Source organism: Allokutzneria sp. NRRL B-24872 (genome assembly GCF_002155965.1).
Lineage (GTDB): Bacteria > Actinomycetota > Actinomycetes > Mycobacteriales > Pseudonocardiaceae > Allokutzneria.
Genome location: NZ_MUMH01000115.1, coordinates 1 through 15,882 on the forward strand (window position 1 = coordinate 1; position 15,882 = coordinate 15,882).

The 15,882-nt window shown below is 69.9% G+C and carries 19 protein-coding genes; 9 read left to right on the plus strand and 10 right to left on the minus strand.

All coding sequences use genetic code 11. From position 1 onward, the window contains the following. Positions 1-389 (plus strand): hypothetical protein (locus CCN37_RS40150; RefSeq protein WP_168200877.1); only part of this gene is annotated, 389 nt, incomplete at its 5' end. Between the two features lies 1 nt (position 390). Next, a complete protein-coding gene (locus CCN37_RS27070) occupies positions 391-1,197 on the plus strand; it encodes an endonuclease/exonuclease/phosphatase family protein (RefSeq protein WP_086826111.1) in 807 nt (268 codons plus the stop codon). Here the strand turns inward: CCN37_RS27070 and CCN37_RS27075 are convergent. Further along, on the minus strand, positions 1,158-2,636 hold the full coding sequence (locus tag CCN37_RS27075; protein ID WP_168200878.1) for an alpha/beta hydrolase: 1,479 nt from the start codon (positions 2,634-2,636) through the stop codon (positions 1,158-1,160). The two genes, CCN37_RS27070 and CCN37_RS27075, sit on opposite strands and share 40 nt — an antisense overlap. Positions 2,637-2,837: 201 nt before the next feature. On the opposite strand from CCN37_RS27075, the gene CCN37_RS27080 reads away from it, so the two are divergent. From CCN37_RS27080 to CCN37_RS27090, 3 genes are all read left to right on the plus strand, one after another. Then, positions 2,838-3,404, plus strand: a complete 567-nt coding sequence (locus CCN37_RS27080; protein WP_143261835.1) for a hypothetical protein — start codon at positions 2,838-2,840, stop codon at positions 3,402-3,404. A gap of 4 nt (positions 3,405-3,408) precedes the next feature. Beyond that, positions 3,409-3,828 carry a DUF6086 family protein gene (locus CCN37_RS27085; protein ID WP_086826116.1) on the plus strand — a complete coding sequence of 140 codons (420 nt, stop codon included), beginning with the start codon at positions 3,409-3,411 and terminating at the stop codon, positions 3,826-3,828. A 102-nt stretch (positions 3,829-3,930) separates the two neighbouring features. After that, positions 3,931-5,382: a serine hydrolase gene (locus CCN37_RS27090; RefSeq protein ID WP_086826118.1), complete on the plus strand. Its 1,452-nt coding sequence runs from the start codon at positions 3,931-3,933 to the stop codon at positions 5,380-5,382. 97 nt (positions 5,383-5,479) lie between these two features. On the opposite strand, the gene CCN37_RS27095 is transcribed toward CCN37_RS27090, so the two are convergent. The 3 genes from CCN37_RS27095 to CCN37_RS27105 all read right to left on the minus strand — a co-directional run bounded on the left by CCN37_RS27095 (position 5,480) and on the right by CCN37_RS27105 (position 7,060). Next, the gene (locus CCN37_RS27095; RefSeq protein ID WP_086826120.1) at positions 5,480-5,791 is read right to left on the minus strand and encodes a hypothetical protein; all 312 of its coding nucleotides are present in this window, start codon (positions 5,789-5,791) and stop codon (positions 5,480-5,482) included. A gap of 157 nt (positions 5,792-5,948) precedes the next feature. Beyond that, positions 5,949-6,446 carry a GNAT family N-acetyltransferase gene (locus CCN37_RS27100; protein ID WP_086826122.1) on the minus strand — a complete coding sequence of 166 codons (498 nt, stop codon included), beginning with the start codon at positions 6,444-6,446 and terminating at the stop codon, positions 5,949-5,951. Then, positions 6,446-7,060, minus strand: coding sequence for a dihydrofolate reductase family protein (locus tag CCN37_RS27105; protein WP_210408221.1), 615 nt, complete (start codon positions 7,058-7,060; stop codon positions 6,446-6,448). The genes CCN37_RS27100 and CCN37_RS27105 overlap by 1 nt, the downstream gene beginning before the upstream one ends. A gap of 39 nt (positions 7,061-7,099) precedes the next feature. Here CCN37_RS27105 and CCN37_RS27110 point away from each other — a divergent pair, with 39 nt between their 5' ends. Next, positions 7,100-9,745 carry a LuxR C-terminal-related transcriptional regulator gene (locus CCN37_RS27110; RefSeq protein WP_168200879.1) on the plus strand — a complete coding sequence of 882 codons (2,646 nt, stop codon included), beginning with the start codon at positions 7,100-7,102 and terminating at the stop codon, positions 9,743-9,745. Positions 9,746-9,778: 33 nt separating this feature from the next. On the opposite strand, the gene CCN37_RS27115 is transcribed toward CCN37_RS27110, so the two are convergent. Together CCN37_RS27115 and CCN37_RS27120 are read right to left on the minus strand one after the other, a co-directional pair. Further along, positions 9,779-10,207, minus strand: a complete 429-nt coding sequence (locus tag CCN37_RS27115) for an SUKH-3 domain-containing protein (protein WP_168200880.1) — start codon at positions 10,205-10,207, stop codon at positions 9,779-9,781. Between the two features lie 65 nt (positions 10,208-10,272). Next, positions 10,273-10,716 carry an enediyne antibiotic chromoprotein gene (locus tag CCN37_RS27120; protein ID WP_168200881.1) on the minus strand — a complete coding sequence of 148 codons (444 nt, stop codon included), beginning with the start codon at positions 10,714-10,716 and terminating at the stop codon, positions 10,273-10,275. Between the two features lie 259 nt (positions 10,717-10,975). Between CCN37_RS27120 and CCN37_RS27125 the strand changes: the two genes are divergently transcribed. Beyond that, positions 10,976-11,896, plus strand: coding sequence for a phosphotransferase (locus CCN37_RS27125; protein ID WP_086826129.1), 921 nt, complete (start codon positions 10,976-10,978; stop codon positions 11,894-11,896). Positions 11,897-12,015: 119 nt separating this feature from the next. On the opposite strand, the gene CCN37_RS40155 is transcribed toward CCN37_RS27125, so the two are convergent. After that, positions 12,016-12,162 carry a hypothetical protein gene (locus CCN37_RS40155; protein WP_168200882.1) on the minus strand — a complete coding sequence of 49 codons (147 nt, stop codon included), beginning with the start codon at positions 12,160-12,162 and terminating at the stop codon, positions 12,016-12,018. Positions 12,163-12,479: 317 nt separating this feature from the next. Then, a complete protein-coding gene (gene coaD, locus CCN37_RS27130) occupies positions 12,480-12,905 on the minus strand; it encodes a pantetheine-phosphate adenylyltransferase (protein WP_168200883.1) in 426 nt (141 codons plus the stop codon). A 146-nt stretch (positions 12,906-13,051) separates the two neighbouring features. On the opposite strand from coaD, the gene CCN37_RS27135 reads away from it, so the two are divergent. Continuing rightward, entirely contained in the window at positions 13,052-14,269 is a 1,218-nt protein-coding gene (locus CCN37_RS27135; protein ID WP_086826133.1) for a hypothetical protein, read from the plus strand. Then, complete coding sequence (locus tag CCN37_RS27140) at positions 14,266-14,886, plus strand: Sua5/YciO/YrdC/YwlC family protein (protein WP_086826134.1); 621 nt, start codon at positions 14,266-14,268, stop codon at positions 14,884-14,886. The genes CCN37_RS27135 and CCN37_RS27140 overlap by 4 nt, the downstream gene beginning before the upstream one ends. Positions 14,887-14,890: 4 nt before the next feature. Here the strand turns inward: CCN37_RS27140 and infA are convergent, their stop codons facing one another. Further along, positions 14,891-15,115 (minus strand): translation initiation factor IF-1, encoded by a 225-nt coding sequence (infA, locus tag CCN37_RS27145; RefSeq protein WP_086826136.1) that lies wholly within the window; start codon positions 15,113-15,115, stop codon positions 14,891-14,893. After that, positions 15,115-15,789 carry a GNAT family N-acetyltransferase gene (locus CCN37_RS27150; protein WP_086826138.1) on the minus strand — a complete coding sequence of 225 codons (675 nt, stop codon included), beginning with the start codon at positions 15,787-15,789 and terminating at the stop codon, positions 15,115-15,117. Before CCN37_RS27150 ends, infA begins: the two co-directional genes overlap by 1 nt. Between the last annotated feature and the right edge of the window lie 93 nt (positions 15,790-15,882).

Consider the following 15,882-nt stretch of genomic DNA (forward strand, 5'->3'; position numbering starts at 1 on the left):
GGCACTCCGGTGTGCACGGTGCGAACAACGCGCGGGTGTACGCGGAGGACATCGTCGGCCGCGCCAACCAGGTCTTCGCCGCAGCTCCGGTGACCGCGCCGACCTTCTCCTACCGGACCGCCGACAAGGACTTCTCCGTCTGGGACTACAAGGTTTCTACAAACCGCTCCGTTGCCCTGGAGGACGCCCGCCGCGACGGACGCGCGTTCAGCCTGCGCGGTCACGGCACGGCGCACGTCAGCACTCCGCCGACCTTCACGGCTGGAAGTGCTTATCAAGTAACGATTTCCTCGGCCAACCGACAGTCGGTCACCGCCGACTCCACGGGCCGTTTGCAGCTCACGGTCCCGCTGAACAGCGGGCACGCATCCGTCTCGATAGGGTCGTGACATGCGCGTGGTCACGCAGAACCTGCTCGGCCTCCACGAGGACTGGCCGCGCAGGCGCCCGGTGCTCGCCGACGGTCTCCGCGCCCTGCAACCAGATGTGGTGCTGTTGCAGGAGGCCGTGGTCGACGGTCACCAGGACATGGCTGCGGACCTTCTGGGACAAGAGTTTCACTTCGCGCACCATTCCTTGCGCGAGCACGACGGCTCGGGCATCTCGTTGGCGAGCCGGTGGCCGATCGGCACCGTGCGCGAACTCGACCTCCAGGTGAACGCGCGAACCGCGGACTTCCACGCGGCGGCGCAGATCGCGGACATCCACTGGCCGTACAGTGACCTGCCACTGCTGCTGGTCAACCACAAGCCGGCCTACAAGACGCACATGGAGCACGAGCGCGAGCAGCAGGCCGTCCGAACGGCAAGTGCCGTCGAGGAGATCGTCGCGCGGACGGGCCAGCACGTGGTGCTCGGCGGCGACTTCGACGCCATGCCGGATGCCGCCAGCGTCCGCTTCTGGCGCGGGCTCCAGTCCCTGGAGGGCACCAGCGTCGCTTACCGCGACGTGTGGGAGCTGTGCAACGGTCCGCTCCCGGGCCCGACCTTCGCCCCGTCGCTCATGCCGCTGATCAGCTCGCGCTGGCAGGACGACCTGGACCGACGGATCGACCACCTGATGATCCGCTGCGGAGCCGACGGCGGCGGCCCCTCGCTGCGTGCCCTGCGGTGTGAACGCACCTTCACCAGCCCGGTCGGCGAGGTGTGGGGCAGCGATCACTTCGGGCTCGTCGCCGAACTCGGCCCACCGGTCTGAGCCACGGGGTACTCGGCCGGGCAGTGCGTGTTCGGTGGCGGCGTGGCCAACGTGATCAGGTAGTCGGTGATGTGCTTCAACGCGCACGTGCTGTTGGCGCGCTGACCGTGCCCGGCCCCGTCGTACTGGAGCAGCACCGAACCCGGGATCTGCCGGTGCACCGCCTGGTTCCACGACAGCGGCGCGGCCACGTCGAAGCGCGAGGTGGTCAGGAGGATCGGGGGAACGTCCTTGATCTTCAGCTTGTGCTGCGGGTTGTTCACCGGCCCCGTCCAGCCGAGGCACCAGCCCACGTCAGTCCAGAACGGCGACAGCTTCGCGTGCGGCGCGACCTCGCGCTCCACCCGCTTCAGGTGCGCGTCGAACTCGGCGAAACCGCTGATGTCCCACCGGAAGTCAGAGCACCAGATCGCCCGGTGACTGTACTCCCTGGTCTCCACGACAGGGGTCACTGTGCGGGCTTCCGTCGCCCCGTCCAGCCTCGCGAGGTACGTGGCCAGCTTGGACCAGTCGCGGGACGGCGTGTACATCCACGCGTCCAGGTTGCCGCGCAACGGCTCCGGTTTGACCGGTTGGCCGCTGTTCGGATCGATCAGCGTCCCCGCGACCGCCTTGGCGTGCAGTCCGTCCCAGAGGGCCACGACGTCACGGCCGTGTAGTGCGCACGAAGCCGTGCTCGCACACCAGCGCGCGAACTCGCCGAGCGAGCGCTCCAGCTCCTCGGCGGTGGTCCGCAGGTACTCGTAGGCCGAGGAGATGCTGTGGTCCACGTTGGAGTCCAGCACGCTCGCCCGCAGCCTGCGCGGGAACAACTCGGCGTACTGCTGGCCCAGCATCGTGCCGTAGGAGGCCCCGTAGAAGCTGATCCGCTCCTCACCGAGCGCGGCGCGCACAGCGTCGATGTCGCGGACCGCGCTCGTCGTGTCGACGTGGTCGAAGAGCGGGCCCGTGTGCTTGCGGCAGTCCGCAGCGAGCGCGGCGTTGATGTCCTTGAGCCGCTGGAACTGGGCCTCGTTCTTCGGAACTTCCCACCGCGGCTGGTCCAGCAACTCCGAGCTGCACCGGACCTCGTGGCTGCGTGAGACTCCGCGCGGGTCGTAGGTCACGATGTCGAAGTACTGGCGCAGCGGACTGTCGTCGGGGATGCGGCGCCCCGTGACGTACCGGTCGATCCCGGAGAGCCCAGGACCTCCAGGTCCGACGAACAGCACACCGATGCGCTTGCCCGGGTCCAGCGCGGGCAAGCGACCGATCGCCAGGCCGAACTTCTCGCCGTCCGGCTCCGCCCAGTCGATCGGCAGGTCGAGCTGAGCGCACTGGCCCTTGAACTCGGTCCCGCACTCTGTCCAGGTGATCGGCGCGGTGGCCGAAGCGACGGGCGCGCAGACGGACGAGGAGATGGCGACGACGACCGCCAACGACAGGAATCGCTTTCCCACCAACACAACCTTCCCCAGGCAGATCTCGCGGAGGCTAACAGGACGCGCGCGCACGCACGTGTCCGTGAAAACGGGGACTTGTGCTCATGTTCCGGCGCACCGGCCGGTGGGTACTCGCGTGTCCGTACCCGAAAAGGGCTACGTAACTGTTTCCGGGCTCGCCCGATATCCACTGTGGCAAGCCGAGGAAGGGAGAAGCGCATGTGGCGCAGACCGTTGGCGTGTCTCGCGGTCCTGTCGGTCGTGGTCGGCTGCACCCAGCAGGCACCACCAGCGCCGAGTCCCGCACCGAGCACGACGTCGACCAGCGCTCCTTCCTCCCCCAGCGCTCCCTCCTCCCCCAGCACGATCGCCGCTCCCGAGGGCGCGGCGGTGCTGTCCTCGGTCCGCGTCGCCTCGCACCCCGGCCACGACCGCATCGTCTTCGAGTTCAACGGCACGCCGCCGACCTACGACCACGCGTTCGTCGACCGGGTCACCCGCGACGGCTCCGGGGCACCAGTTCCCTTGCAGGGCAAGGTTTTCCTCCAGTTGACGCTGCACGGCGCGACCACCGACAACTCCTTCCAGGTCACCGATCCGGCCAGGGCGCTGCGCTACGACGGCCCCCGACGGCTCACCCCGGGGCTGACCGCCGTCCAGGAGGTCGCCGAGGCCGGGGACTTCGAAGCCGACCTCAGCTTCGGCATCGGGCTCAACCGGCGCACTCCCCCGCGCGTCTCGGTGCTCACCGGGCCGACCCGGGTCATCGTCGACCTCGACCACTGACGCGATGAGCCAGATCTTCCTGGTCGGCGACGAGGACGTGTGGAACCCGTCCAACGGCGTCGGCCTGCTGTTCCTGCGCTCAGCGGACGCGTTGGCCCCGATCGCCGGTCTGCCAACGGGGATCAGCCCGACGGAGCCGGACGAGTGGGCGATCGACATGCCGGTCTTCGCGGCGTTCGTGGACGCGATCGTGGACCGGTACCAGCGCTCGACGCACCTGGTCCTGCGCTCGTTGATGGAGGGGTTCATCGCCACCGCGCTCGTGCTGGTCGAGCGCGGCGGGGCGCAGGTCCCGTCCCTGGGCGCGAATCCCGGCCACGACACCGCCGACCTCTCCGCGACCTCGCGGGGGCTCGGCGCCCGCGCCACGGCGGGAAGGCTGGCCACGCTGCGCGACGCCCACGCCCGGGCAATGCCCACCTGAGGAAAACAACAGCAGATCCTTGTGGAAAACCTCAGTGTGCGGTGGCCGAGCCCGCCCTAGATTCCGAAGAGCCCCTTCTGCGGAATCAAGGAGTTCCTGAGCGTGTACGAGCTGATGCGGCGCATGGTGATCGGCGTCGTCCTGGTGGGACTGAGCCTCGGTCTGCTCGCTCCCACGGCGACGGCGAGGCCGGAGGCTGCCGCGATCGCCGAGGTCGTGGCCGCCAACCTCGGCCCCACCCGGCTGCCCGGGGTCGCGGTCGCCGTGGTCCGCGACGGCCAGGTGCTGCACACCGGCGGCCACGGCCGGGACGGTCGCGGCGAGCCGCTCACCGACCGGACCCCGATGCGGATCGCCTCGCTGTCGAAGTCGTTCACGGCGCTCGCGGTCATGCAGCTGGTCGATGCGGGGCGGCTGCGGCTCGACGACCCGGTCACGCGGCACCTGCCGGAGTTCTCCACCGCCGACCCCAGGTCCGCGCAGATCACCGTCCGCCAGCTGCTCGACCACAGCTCCGGCCTGTCCGACACCACCTACCCCGAGGCCGCCCTTCCCCAGCCGCGCTCGTTGCGCGAGGCCGTGGCCGCGCTGCGGGGAGCGCGCCTGGCCGCCGCGCCCGGGCAGCGGCACGACTACCACAACCCCAACTACTGGGTGGCCGCGCGAGTGGTGGAGGTCCTTGGCGGCGCCCCGTTCTCCGAGCACCTGGCGCGCAGCGTGTTCGCTCCCTTGGGCATGACCACCACGGTGACGGTCGGCAACTGGCGTGATCCGCTTCCCGGCCTCAGCGACGGGCACAACCGGTTCCTCGGTGTCACTTGGCCGAAGGCGGAGCCCGACCGCTTCGTCGCCGGGTCGGCGGGGATCGTGACCACCGCCGTCGACCTCGCCAAGTGGCTCGCGCTGCACACCGGCCGCGCCGAAAGCCCTGTGCTGCGCAGGAAAAGGCTCGAGGAGCTGCACGAGATCAGTTCCCCCGACGCGCACTACGCCCTCGGGTGGGACCGGCCCGACGTCTACGGCGAGCCCCGTCAGATCGCGCACACCGGCTCCTCGTTCACCTCCACGGCGAGCATGGTGGTGCTGCCGGACAGCCGGTACGGCATCGCGCTGATGTCCAACAGCCGCATGCCTTTGGAGGCCGACACCGAGGCGATCATGGAGGACCTGGTGGCGCTGACGCGCGGCGCTCCTCCCGGTGGCGACAGGCTCCCCCTGGCGCTCATCGCCGACCTCGTCGTCCTGGCCGTCGCCCTGCTGATCGCTGTTGTCGGCGTCCGCGCCGCTCGGAGAGCTCAGCTCTGGGCGCGGGGGCGAGCAAATTCCCCGGCCTGGCACACGGCACTCCGGTTCCTCCCCTGGCTGCTGCCGCTGCTCACGCTGGTGTTCCTGCCACGCGCACTGGAACTGCTCACCGGGGGCCGAGGAGTGACCTTCCTGCTCCTCTCCCACATCTGGCCCACCTCGCTCGCCGCGCTCGGCCTCATCGCCGCGACCGGCCTCGCGATCGTGACCGCCCGCCTCCTCGCACTGACCCGGTTACGCCGAGCTTGAGGTCCCGGCGGAGGTTTGGGTGTCTTCAAGACCCCCAAACCTCCCTGCCGATCATCGTTGACGACGACAATCCCGGCGACTCACCCCGAGATGTCACTTATCCCCGAGGGTCCCAGGTCGGGTAGACGAGGTCGCCGCGCCCCACCTGGAAGTAGTAACCGGTCCCACAGGTCGCCTTGGTCCACTGACCGTCATTGCGCTTCGGACTGTGGAAGTCCTTCGAACCGACAAGCGGCCCCAGCATCGTGCAGGTGATGGTGACCTCGTAGGAGCCGTAGTCGCACTTCACGCTGACCCCGTTCGACTCCTGAAGGTCAGCACACGGGATCGCGGGCGCTGCCGACGCAGGAGAGCCGACGAGGACACAGCTCGCCGCGACGATCCCGGCGAGCACGAGCTTGCGAAACATCCGAAAACCCCTCATACGTTCAGGAAATGATGCTTCACGCAAGCTAGACCCCGCCCGCATTCTTCCCGCTACCACTTCACTTCTCACCAAAGCGCACAACGTGAACATGAGCGGAATTGCTTGTTGTCGACTGCCGCTCACGTGAGGAAATGCATCATCAAGGCATCTTCCGGTTGGAGAAGAACGGCGTGCGGAACGGGAGATCGGTGGCCAGCCAGTGCTTCAGCGCGGCGTGGACCCTCGGGTAGAAACCGAGCTCGTAGGCGTTCGGGGTCACCCACCAGCTGACGTCAACGTCGTGGTCGAGCAGTTCCTCGGTGAGCTTCGTACGGCCGCCCATCGGGTAGAGGTAGCAGCACCCCAGGTACCCGCCCGCCGCGTCACGCAGGACGTAGGTGTACGAACCACCGTCGCGGAACTCGCACTCGTGCCACACGAGGTCGACGTAGTTGTGCTCCTCGGTGACCGGCCCGGTCGGCCAAGCGCCGCCCCGGGTCTGCAGGATGAGCTCCAGGCTGGCGTTGATGCCTGCCACGTCGTCGGCGAGGTCGGCGCGGGTGAGCGCCCGTGCGAGCACACCGCCGCGGGCCAGCTCGGTCGGCACGGTGGCACCGTCCGGAACGGTCAGTCTCCTGACGAACTGGCGGAGGTCCATCAGCGGACCCGGTAGCTGAGGATCACGATGCCCGAGTCGAGCTTGGTCACCGCGTCGAGGTCGAGCTGGGTGAGCGCGCCCTCGCGGAACAGCAGGTCCTGCGGGCCGCCCTTGCGGACGAGCAGGGGGTGGAACCACAGGTGGATCTCGTCCAGCAGGCCGTGCTCCAGCAGCGCGTGCGTGAGCTGGCCGAAGCCGTACTGGACGATGCTCTTGCCGGGCTGGCTCTTCAGCTTCTCGATCGCGGCCACCGGGTCGTCGTCGATGACCGTGGTGTTGTTCCACTCGGGGTCGGTGAGGGTCGAGGAGACCACGTACTTGGCCATGGCGTTGATGTGGTCACTGGCCGGGTCTCCGCTGCGCGTCGGCCACACGGAGGCGAAGCCGTCGTAGGTGTGCCTGCCCATGATCAGCGCGTCGCAGGAGAGCAGCAGCTCGGTCTGCACGGCCTCGCCCTTGCCGCCGTCGGGGCCGCTGGAGGGCCAGTGGTGCGGGGTCTCGATGACGCCGTCGAGGGAGATGTAGGTGGAGTTGATGACGCGGCGCATGGTGTTCCTCCTGGTGGACGGCTCGTCTGCTGCGAAGAGCCTGCGCCGCGCGAGGCGTTCGGACATCCGTGCCAACCACGGATCGAGTACGGAATCATGTGCGTGGTGAGCGCGCTGCCATGGGAGGACGTCTCGGCCAGGGAGGCCGAGGTGCTAGCGGCTGTCGGCGAGCACCTGACGAACGCGCAGATCGCCGGGCGGCTGCACATCTCGGCGCGCACGGTGGAGAGCCACGTGTCGGCGCTGCTGCGCAAGTGCGGCGCGAGCGACCGCCGGCAGCTGGCCGCGCTCGCGGCGGAAGCGGTGCTCCTCGGCGCGCGCGCCGAGGACGCGGCGCTGCCGGAGGCGCGGACCAGTTTCGTCGGCCGCGCCGAGGAACTGGAGTCCGTGCGCGCGGCCTTGGAGTCCAGTCGCCTGGTGACGCTCACCGGGCCGGGCGGGGTCGGTAAGACCCGGCTTGCGGTCACGACGGGTACCGAGGTTGCGCCGCGATTCCCTGCCGGAGTGGTGTACCTCGATCTCGTGCCGGTGCCGCCCGGCCAGGTGGTTGCTGCCGCGGCCAACGCGCTCGGTGTCGTCGAACGTCCCCCGCGTCCACTGCTGGGCAGCGTGGCGGACCGAGTGCGCGGGCGGGCGATGCTGCTGGTGCTGGACAACTGCGAGCACGTGCTGGACGAGGTCGGCGTGCTCGTCGAAGCCTTGTTGCGCAAGGGTGGGCGACTGCGAATCCTGGCGACCAGTCGGGAACGGCTCGGTGTCGCGGGTGAGCAGGCGCACCCGGTGCCGCCGTTGCCGTTGGGCTCGGCCGCCGAGACGTTGTTCTTCGAACGCGCCCGTGGTGTCGACCGCGCCTTCACGGCAGCTCCCGCGCTGGTCACCGAGGCGTGCGCTCGGCTCGACGGCCTGCCACTGGCCATCGAGCTGGCGGCAGCGCGAGCCGCCGCGATCGGTGTCGACGGGCTGCTCACGGCGCTCGACGACCGGCTGCGGGCGGTGGTGGGCGCTCGCGGCGGCGAGGCCCGGCACCACTCGCTCGGCGATGTGCTCGGCTGGAGCTACGACCTGCTGGACCCGGCTGAGTCCGCGTTGTTCCGGCGGCTCGCGGTGTTCGCCGCGGGTTTCGACCTCGACGCCGTGGCGGCGGTCTCGCCCAGCGAGCGGCCCAGCGCGGTCGCGCACCTGATCGGACGCTTGGTGGAGAAGAGCTTGGTCGCGCGGCGCGCCACCGAGAGCACCCGGTACCGCCTGTTGGAGACGGTCCGGGCGTTCGCGCTGGAGCACTTCGCCGGGGACGAGGACCGCGCGGAAGTCCTGCGCGCGCATCTGGGGTGGGCGAGCCGGGTCGCCGTGGAGCTGGAGACGAAGCTCAACGCGGGCGAAGGCGCGGCGCGATACGACGACGTGGTGGAAGACCTGCGGGCCGCGTTCGCGAGGACCGCCGAGGAACCGGACCCCGAGGCGCACCGACTGGGCCGGGCGTTGGCCCACCTCACCTTCGCCCGAGACTCCTTCGTCGAGTCCCGCGCGCACTACCGCGCCGCGGCCGCTCGGGCCACGTCCGTGACCGACGCTGTCCGGGACCTGCGCAGCGCTTCGGAGGCGGCGCAGTCGCTCGCTGACGGCGACGACGCCTTCGACCTGTTGCTGGCCGGGGCCGAGCGCGCGGGCGACGAGCGGGACCGGGCGGTGATGCTGGCGTTGGCCGTGACGCTGGCGACCCGCTTCATCGGCGACTTCCGCCACGCGGTGCCCTCCGCCCGCCGCACTGAGCTGCTCGCGCGGGCCGAACGGGCTCCGGTCGAGGACCGCGAGCACGCCGCCGTGCTCGCCACCGCCCGGGCGTGGCACGCCGGAGCCGACCCTGCCGTCGCCATCGAGGCCGCGCACGAAGCGGGCGATCCGACGCTGCTGCACGGCGCTTTGGACAGCGCGAACGCCGCCGCCGCGCGCGAGGGGCGGCTGCGCGAGGCTTACCGCCTCGCGCGCGAGCGACTGGACCTGCTTCCCGCGCTCGCCCGGCACCGGCCCGGCGACGGCATCGAGATGTTCGACCTCTTCCACTCCGTCTCGGTCAGCGCGGTGGCCGTTGGTGACCTGCCGGGAGCACTGGCCATCGCCGACCGCGCCACCGAGCAGGACCCGGTCAACAGCGACTACCCGTTCGTCTCGCTGCTGAAGTACCTCGCACCGCTCACCCTGTCCGGCCGCTTCGACGACGCCCTCGAACTCGGCGAACGGGCCTTCGCGGAATGGCGTGCCGCCGGATCACCGCTGCTGGCGTGGCTCACGCCGTCGGTTCAGGTGCTGGAGCTGGCCACCGGCTTGCGCGGCGACCACGGCCCGTGGCGGGCGCGCACGCTGGAGTTCTCCGGCCAGACCGATGCGCGGTCCGGGCGCCTGGCCGCCACCACGGCATTCGTCGAAGCCCGGCTGGCTATCCACAGTGGACACCTGATGGGCGCGGATCGCTTGGTGCGCAACGCTTTCCAGAAATTCACTCAGCCGTGGTACCGAGCGTACGCGAACGCGGTCGGCGCGGAACTGGCCGTGCTCGCCCAGCTGCCCGACGCGGAGAAACGGCTGGAGCAGGCCGAGCGCACCGCCGAGGAGAACGACTGGGCAGCCGCATGCGTCGCCCGCGCGCGAGGCAGGTTCGCCGGCGAGGCCACCGCTTTCCGGCGGTCCGTGGAGCTCTGGCACCGCATCGGCGCGCGCTTCGAACTGGGGCGCACGGCGGAGCTGGTGGACTGAACGCGACGCGGCACAACCGCGGCGGATGCGGGCTCAGTAGTCGCCCTCGGTCAGCCGGATGATCGCGTCCCGCCCCTTGCCCACCGCGGTGAAACCCGGTCCCCACAACATGAACACCGCCCCGTCAGCATCGATCGCCAGGACGGCGTGTCCCCAGTCGACCTCGCCGAGCGGGTACAGGTCCTGGGCGCCGACCTTCTCCTCCCACGAGCGCGAGAACGTGCCGAGGGTCGGGTCCACCTCGACGGTGCAACGGCCGTGGCGCACACCCGCGCCTTCCGCCTCGATCAGCAGCCCGCCGAACTCGGCGAGAACCCGCTCCGCCGCCTCGTGCATCGCGAAGCCCTGCTCGGCCAGCTCCGTGCGCCAGCAGGAGACCTCCACGGCGCGCCCCGGCGTCCACCCCGACTTCAGCAGCACCTCGATCGCCCGCTGGGGCCACCACTCGTCGATGTTCGCCACCGGTCCACTGTAGACACACGACCGTCCGGCCCCTCCGCGCGAGAGGCCGGACGGTGCGCACGGCGTCAGCTGAAGGTGATCCGCGCCTGGGCGTGGGCCGACTGGTTCGCGTTGGAGGCCGCGAAGCCGCAGCCACCGGCTGCGGCCTTGCAGTCGACGGTGCCCCAGACCGAGCCGTCGAGCCGCACGCCGGTGAACGTGCGGCGGGCGGTGACCCGGCCGGAGGCGTTGCCGTTGCCGTCGGCGGTCAACCGCACCGGCTCACCGGAGTTGCAGACGTTGAGGCCGGGCTGCGGCTGGGCGCATTCCAGGACGAGCACGACCTCCCCTGCGCCGAAGCCGGACACGGCAGCGGTGACGGCGGCGCCGTCGCTGAGGCCGTTCGCCGGGGTGATGGTCAGGCTCGCCGCGTCCGCGGAGGCGGCGGGTGCCACGGCGAAGGCGATGCCGAGCGCCGTCGCCGCGATCGCGGTGGTCTTGGCAAGAGCGGACAGAGTGCCAGAGCGCACGCTTGTCTCCCCATTTTCGACAAAGAAAGGATTGACAGAGAAAGGACTGAGCACCGCCACCGAAGAGCGCTCTTCGCGACGGGCAATCACACGATTGTCGACGAACGCGACGTTACCGATTGTTGACCTCCTCGTCAATCAAATCGTCACCTGCCCATGAGATCGAAATCGCGGGCACTTCCACATTTTCGCCGGTATTTCTTCCTGTTTTTCTTCCGATGATTCCGCGGGCGCGGCGATCGGTGGCACAGTCGTCACCATGAGGGTGGACGATCTGCCGGGCTGGCTGCCGTCCTGGTGCGTGGACCAGGTGGGGTGCGCACCTGTCAGCGTGCTGTTCGCGGAGCGGTCGATCTCCGCGGTGTTCGGGGTACGCCTGGCCGATGGGCGGGACGTGGTGGTGAAGGCGCGCGCGGACGACGACCGGGCAGCGTCCTGCGTCGCCGTGCAATCCCATTTGGCACGGCGGGGATTTCCGTGCGCAGAGCCGTTGACACCCGTCGTTGGTGTTGAGTCACTGGCCGTGCACGCCGAGCACTACCGGCCCGGCGGCGAACTTCTGCTCGGCGAGTCACCTGAGATCGCCGTGCGCTACGCCGAGGTGTTCGCCCGGTCGATGAGCTGTCTGGCTGGCGTGGCGGTGCGGCCTCCGCTGCCGAATCCGCGCTGGGTGCGGTGGGACCACGGGGATTCCGGGCTGTGGCCCGCGATCAGCTTCCTCGACTCACGGGATCAGAGCGCCGTTCCCGCCTACGCCGTCTCCGCCGCGCGGCGCGTCCGCACGCGGCTGCTCGCGGCCGATCTGCCGTGCGTGCTGGGCCATGCGGATTTCGAAGCGCAGAACCTGCGTTGGCACCGCGGTGACGTGGTGATCGTGCACGACTGGGACAGCTTGGCGTGGCAGCCCGAGGCGGCGTTGGTGGGAGCGGCGAGCGCGGTGTTCCCCAAGACCGGGCCCGCCACCCTGCCACCGATCGAGAGCTCGCAGGCGTTCCTGGCGGCTTACCAGGAGCTTCGCGGGCGCCAGTTCACCGTGCTGGAGCAGGAGATCGCGTGGGCGGCCAGCCTGTGGCCCGCACTGCACGACGTTCGCTGGGAAGCCTTGCACGGCACGACGAACCCGTCCTCGGCCACCGTCCGCGCCCAGACCGACGAACGCCTGCTCCGCGCCAACGCCTAAGACCTGTCCTGTACCTGGTTGAGCTGCGTGCTCCGGTCACGATCCCGCCAGGGTTTGCTGCAGTCAGAAGCGAACGAGGGCGGTGCACATGTGCGCCACCCTCGTTCAGAAACCGAACATCACGCGTAGAGCTGCTTGCCGTTGTCGAGCCGGGCGTTGATGGTCTGACCGATGTCCGGGAATTCGCGCGTGTTCAGGTTGAAATCCCCGTGGCCCTCGTACCCCTCAGATGGGCGTGCACCATGCCGTTGCTGTTGTTCTTCCACAGCGTGAGCGTGCGTCCGTGGCCCGAAATCCCCTTGACCCGCGTGAAGCCCTCAGCCTGAGCAGGAACGGCCACAGCGGAGGTCACGATGAGTGCCGCCAATGTGACGCCTGCCACCTTCTTGAACAACAGCACTTCCCAGATAGACACGATTTTCGCGACCGAAGTTAGTAACCCTGCGCGAGTGTGCAAGGGACCTTTCATTCTGTCGTGAAATGAGCTGTCTGATGGAGCCGCACCCGGGGCACAGGCGTCGCCGACGAGCGCGCGGCGAGGTCGTTCCCGACGATGAGGTCCGCGGCGACCTGCGAGACAGCCTCAGGGCTGCTCGACGGCGCGGTGCGCGGCGACTTCGGTCAGCACCGTCGACGAGTGGTGGCCGAGCCCGACGGTCGTCGGCAGGAAAACGGTCTCGACGCCACCGACCGCGGAGTTCATCATCGCCAGCTTCAGCTCGTCGGCGACGTCCGCCCCGGTGCGCAGACCTCGCACGAGCACGCACTCCCCGGCCTGACGGCAGTAGTCCACGAGCAGGCCGTCCCAGGAGTCGACGACCACCCCGTCGAGCCCGCTCAGCCGCTCGCGCAGCATCGCGACGCGCTGGGGAACGGCGAACCGACCGACCTTGGCCGGGTTCACCGCGACCAACGCGATGACGCGCTCGAACAGCTCCGCCGCCCGCGTGATCACGTCCACGTGCCCGTCGGTCACCGGGTCGAACGAGCCCGCACACACCGCGATCACCTTTGCCAGCTCCCTTCGCGCACCGCGCCGTGAGCATGCCACCGCGAACCCCGGCCGACGCCATCGCCTCCGTCACACTCGAACGTGGACGGTGGCCCACCCGGTTGGCGGGCGCGGCCCCCTCACCGGCACGTTGAGATGACGTTGTGAGCGATGTGGTGCGCGAGGCGGCGCAGGCCGGGCAGATGGTGCTGTGGGAGGAATCCCCGCGCGACGGCGCACAGGGCAAGACCGTGATGAGCGCGGACTTCCGGGTGTGGTTGGCCCGCGAGCAGGGGCGGATCTTCGGTGACGACGGCGCGCGGCACGTGGTGTTCGCGGCGGGCTTCCCCTCGGTGTGCGCGGAGGAGTTCGACGCGACGCGGCGGGTGGCGCACGAAGCCGCCGGAGCGGTCAGCCCGGCGGCGGTGTGCCGGGGCACGCTGGAGGACGTGCGGCTGGCGTGCTCGGCGGTGCGCGGTGCGCCGCACGCGCGGGTGATGATCGTCGTGCCCGGCTCGGACGCGATGGCCGACGCGATGACGCACGTCCCCGCGCGCGAGGCGTTGAGCCGCGTCGCGCAGTTGGTGAAGGCGGCTCGCGACTGCGCTCCGGAGGTCGTCCCGGACATCTGCTTCGCCGACGCGCCGCGCGCCGATGTGGGGCTGCTCGCCGAGGTCTCCGAGACGCTGACCGCCGAGGGCGCGGGCGTGATGGTCGTCGCGGACACCGTGGGCGATCTGCTGCCGGAGCAGGCTGAGCGGCTGTTCGTGGAGCTGCGCGGCGCGGTGAGCGAGGAGGTGGTGCTCGCGTCGCACCTGCACAACGATCTCGGGCTCGGCCTGGCCAACACCCTCGCCGCAGTGCGCTCCGGCGTTCGCGTGGCCGCCTGCTCGTGGCTGGGCGTCGCGGAGCGCAGCGGCATGGTCGCGACCGAGCAGCTGCTGTTCCTGTTGGCACACCGAAAAACCGACCTGATCGGCGAAGGCGAGTTGTGGAGCGCGCCGCCGGATCTCACGCTGCTGCCGCCGATCGCCCGCGCGGTGTCGGCCGAGACCGGGGTCCCGCTGTCGGTGACCACGCCGATCGTGGGCAGCGGGGTCGGCACGATCTCCACCGGAACCCCTTTCGTACGGCCGAAAACGTTCCAGCCCTACGATCCGCAGTCGCTGCTCGGCATCACCCCGACGGTCGTGCTCACCCACCTCGCCAGTGCTCGGGTGGTGCGCGCGGTCGCCGAACGGCTCGGTGTCGCGCTCGACCGCGACGAGATCACCGCGGCGCTGCGCTGGGTCAAGTCCGAGGTGTACCGGCGCAACTCCGCGGTGATCAGCGACGAGGACTTCGGCCAGTTCCTGGACGGAATGCGGGCGGTGGCCCGATGAGCGCGGCACTGGAGGCGGCGCGGTCCGCGCTCGACAGCGGAACCGCGGTCGTGTTGCCCAACCCGTTGCCGCTGACCCACGTCGTCACGGCCACCACACCCGTCGCGGTCAACCTCGCCAAGCGACGTCCTGCCGACCAGGCCGTCGCGGTCTGGATCACCGACGACGCGGTGTGGCGACAGCTCCTCCCGGCGATCGACGCGGACACGTCCATCGCGTACGAGTTGTTGCGCGAGGAGCTGGTGACGCTGCTGGTTCCGGTGCGCGCCACAGCTCCGTCCTGGCTGGCTCCGGCCACCCAGGACGGGACCGCGTTGTTGTTCGGCGCGCGTTGGGAACCGCTGATCCCGTTGCTGGACAACGCTGGCGTGCTGTACGTGAGCAGCGCCAACCGCACCGGATCAACCCCCGCCGCCGACGCGTCGACCGCTCGCGCCATGTTCGGCGACGCCGCGCGGGTGATCGACCTCGGCGAACCGGCTCCCGGTGCGCGCGCGGCCACCACGACCGTGCGGCTGGCCGGCTCTTCGATGTCGATCACCCGGGCAGGCGCTCAGGACAGCGCGCACGGCGGGCCAGACGCTTACCTGGCCCACCTGCGCGCACGGTTCTCGTGAGGCGCTACGACCGGTACCGGAAGACGATCCGGCCGCGCGTGAGGTCGTACGGGCTCAGCTCCACCAGCACCCGGTCGAGCAGCACGATCTTGATGTAGTGCTTCCTGATCTTCCCGCTGATGTGCGCGAGCACCTTGTGCCCGTTCTCCAGCTCCACGCGGAAGCTGGCGTTGGGCAGGCACTCCACGACGGTGCCCTCCACTTCGATCCCGCCCGCTGTCTTCGTCATCAGTTCGCGCTCCTCTCGTTGACCAGTTCCAGGTCGCTGCTCGTGTGGCGGGCGCCAACGCCCTCGAACAGCGCCACTGCTGCCGCGTCGGCCTCGTCCACGATGGCCGATGCGGTTTCAACTCCCTTGTGGCGCAATGCCTTCAGCACCTCAGTCAGCAGTGCACGACCGATGCCGTGACGGCGCGCGTCGGGCCGGACCTCGATCAGCCCGATCCGCGCGTGCGTGCGCCGCAGCGTGACTCGAACCACTCCTACGCAGTGCCCGGAGGCGTCCGTCAGCGCGTAGTCCTGCGGCGCACTCGCGACCACCTCGCCAGGAGGCACCAGTGTCATGCCCGAGGGCAGCGCCGTGGCCACCGGGGCGGTGGTGACGAGGTAGTCGCGTTCGCGGCGCGCGATCGTGAAGCCGACCCGCGCCCATCTCGCCGTCGTGTCGAGGTCGGCCTCGTCGACGAGCGTGTGCAGCGGCATCGCCAGATCGGCCAGCATCGCGTCGGCGAGCCGGTCGAAGACCTCGCCGTGCCACGAGTCGACGCTGACGAAGATCCGGCCGTCTGGCCTGGTCGATGCGTCGCCGCGACCGATCACGCGGCCCTCCGCCACGGCCTGCCACTGCTGTTCCGCGACGCGGGTGATCACCGCCGTCGCTCCGGCGGAATGCGCAGATTCCATTGAGTTCGTCGCCTTTCGGGAGTGCCTTGATGTCCAGGCGCTCCCGGCGACAGCTACTTCGGTCGCCGGACCGTGACGAAGCGAGGGAGCACC

Coding starts and splice junctions, on each gene's coding strand:
- CCN37_RS27150 (WP_086826138.1), bottom strand. CDS start 15,789: ATGGAATCTGCGCATTCCGCCGGAGCGACGGCGGTGATCACCCGCGTC.
- CCN37_RS27125 (WP_086826129.1), top strand. CDS start 10,976: ATGAGGGTGGACGATCTGCCGGGCTGGCTGCCGTCCTGGTGCGTGGAC.
- CCN37_RS27105 (WP_210408221.1), bottom strand. CDS start 7,060: ATGTCCGAACGCCTCGCGCGGCGCAGGCTCTTCGCAGCAGACGAGCCG.
- CCN37_RS27070 (WP_086826111.1), top strand. CDS start 391: ATGCGCGTGGTCACGCAGAACCTGCTCGGCCTCCACGAGGACTGGCCG.
- CCN37_RS27080 (WP_143261835.1), top strand. CDS start 2,838: ATGTGGCGCAGACCGTTGGCGTGTCTCGCGGTCCTGTCGGTCGTGGTC.
- CCN37_RS27095 (WP_086826120.1), bottom strand. CDS start 5,791: ATGTTTCGCAAGCTCGTGCTCGCCGGGATCGTCGCGGCGAGCTGTGTC.
- CCN37_RS27140 (WP_086826134.1), top strand. CDS start 14,266: ATGAGCGCGGCACTGGAGGCGGCGCGGTCCGCGCTCGACAGCGGAACC.
- infA (WP_086826136.1), bottom strand. CDS start 15,115: ATGACGAAGACAGCGGGCGGGATCGAAGTGGAGGGCACCGTCGTGGAG.
- CCN37_RS27100 (WP_086826122.1), bottom strand. CDS start 6,446: ATGGACCTCCGCCAGTTCGTCAGGAGACTGACCGTTCCGGACGGTGCC.
- CCN37_RS27085 (WP_086826116.1), top strand. CDS start 3,409: ATGAGCCAGATCTTCCTGGTCGGCGACGAGGACGTGTGGAACCCGTCC.